Origin of the sequence: Halomonas eurihalina, assembly GCF_008274785.1 — a bacterium.
GTDB classification, from domain to species: domain Bacteria; phylum Pseudomonadota; class Gammaproteobacteria; order Pseudomonadales; family Halomonadaceae; genus Halomonas; species Halomonas eurihalina.
In genome coordinates this window covers 1-1,102 of record NZ_VTPU01000044.1, presented here as the reverse complement: position 1 = coordinate 1,102, position 1,102 = coordinate 1, and the positions used below count along the sequence as shown (strand labels likewise).

Genomic DNA, 1,102 nt, shown 5'->3' with positions numbered 1-1,102 from the left:
TAGCTCGTAGCTCGTAGCTCGTAGCTCGTAGCTCGTAGCTCGTAGCTCGTAGCTCGTAGCTCGTAGCTCGTAGCTCGACTAGTAATGCGGCGGCATCTCGTCTTCGGGGCGGGGTGACGCCGCGTCGTTTTCCTGCAGGGCGTGCTGCTGGTCGCGTAGCTTGCGCTGCATCAATTCGTTGAGTCTCTCGAGCTGTGCCAGGCGTTGTTCCTGCTGCGCCACGGCGCGGTCCAGGGTATCCAGCCAGTCTTCCTGATAGGCGTAGCGGCTTTCCAGGGCGGTCAGTCGGGCCTGGAGATCGGAAGGCGTGTCATTTTGGTTCATGATAGAATCCTTGTGCTGAATGCCACCGTTCACCGTGGCATCGGTCTCGGTTCGGGGGCGGCGTGTCACGTCGTATAGTGCCTCGTTCCGTGTTGTTCCTTCCTTTCTATTACGACAAAGAGAGCATCAGAAGTTTATGAATCGAAAGGTCGTGTTGCGTTGCAGTCTCATCAGCCTGTTGCTGGCCGCGCCGTCACCGCTATTGGTGGCCTTGTTCGTGCATCTTGCCGGTGGCCCCATGTCCAGAGAGATATTCGCCAGTCTCGAGATAGGAGGCGTGGGTGCCGTCTATCTGGCCGTGGCCCTGGCGGTTTTCGTCCTGTTGCTGATCGCTACCCTGGCAGTCAACGCCCTGACGCCTCAGTTGGTCAATCTGGCCGAGGTCGAGGACGATGATCGCGAGATCGGCGAGGTCAAGTGGTTCAATGTCAATAAGGGGTACGGTTTCATCACGCGTGACAGCGGCGAGGATGTGTTCGTGCACTTCCGTGCCATCCGTGGGCGTGGACACCGCACCCTGGCCGAGGGTCAGAAGGTGAAGTATCAGGTGTCGCGCAATGAGCGGGGGTTGCAGGCCGACGATGTCACCGTCATTACCTAAAGGTAAAGACGCCCGGACCTCGTCCGGGCCGGAAGAGGGAAGAACGGCGCTTCGCGCCTCAAGAGGGAAGAAAATCCTTGACGCTCCAAACCCTGGGGCCAGCCTGTCTTCCCTCTTCCCTCTTCCCTCTTCCCTCTTCCCTCTTCCCTCTTCCCTCTTCCCTCTTCCCTCTTCCCT

The 1,102-nt window shown here is 59.1% G+C and carries 2 protein-coding genes; one reads left to right on the top strand and one right to left on the bottom strand.

All coding sequences use genetic code 11. The features are described from left to right. Nucleotides 1-78: 78 nt before the first annotated feature. The gene (locus tag FZZ93_RS18165) at nt 79-324 is read right to left on the bottom strand and encodes a SlyX family protein (RefSeq protein WP_149323700.1); all 246 of its coding nucleotides are present in this window, start codon (nt 322-324) and stop codon (nt 79-81) included. 136 nt (nt 325-460) lie between these two features. Between FZZ93_RS18165 and FZZ93_RS18655 the strand changes: the two genes are divergently transcribed. After that, a complete protein-coding gene (locus FZZ93_RS18655; RefSeq protein ID WP_281290390.1) occupies nt 461-925 on the top strand; it encodes a cold-shock protein in 465 nt (154 codons plus the stop codon). The last annotated feature ends 177 nt before the right edge of the window (nt 926-1,102 follow it).

What these genes read in the sequence shown, in the direction of transcription:
- FZZ93_RS18165 (WP_149323700.1), bottom strand. Translation starts at nt 324, where the DNA reads ATGAACCAAAATGACACGCCTTCCGATCTCCAGGCCCGACTGACCGCC.
- FZZ93_RS18655 (WP_281290390.1), top strand. Translation starts at nt 461, where the DNA reads ATGAATCGAAAGGTCGTGTTGCGTTGCAGTCTCATCAGCCTGTTGCTG.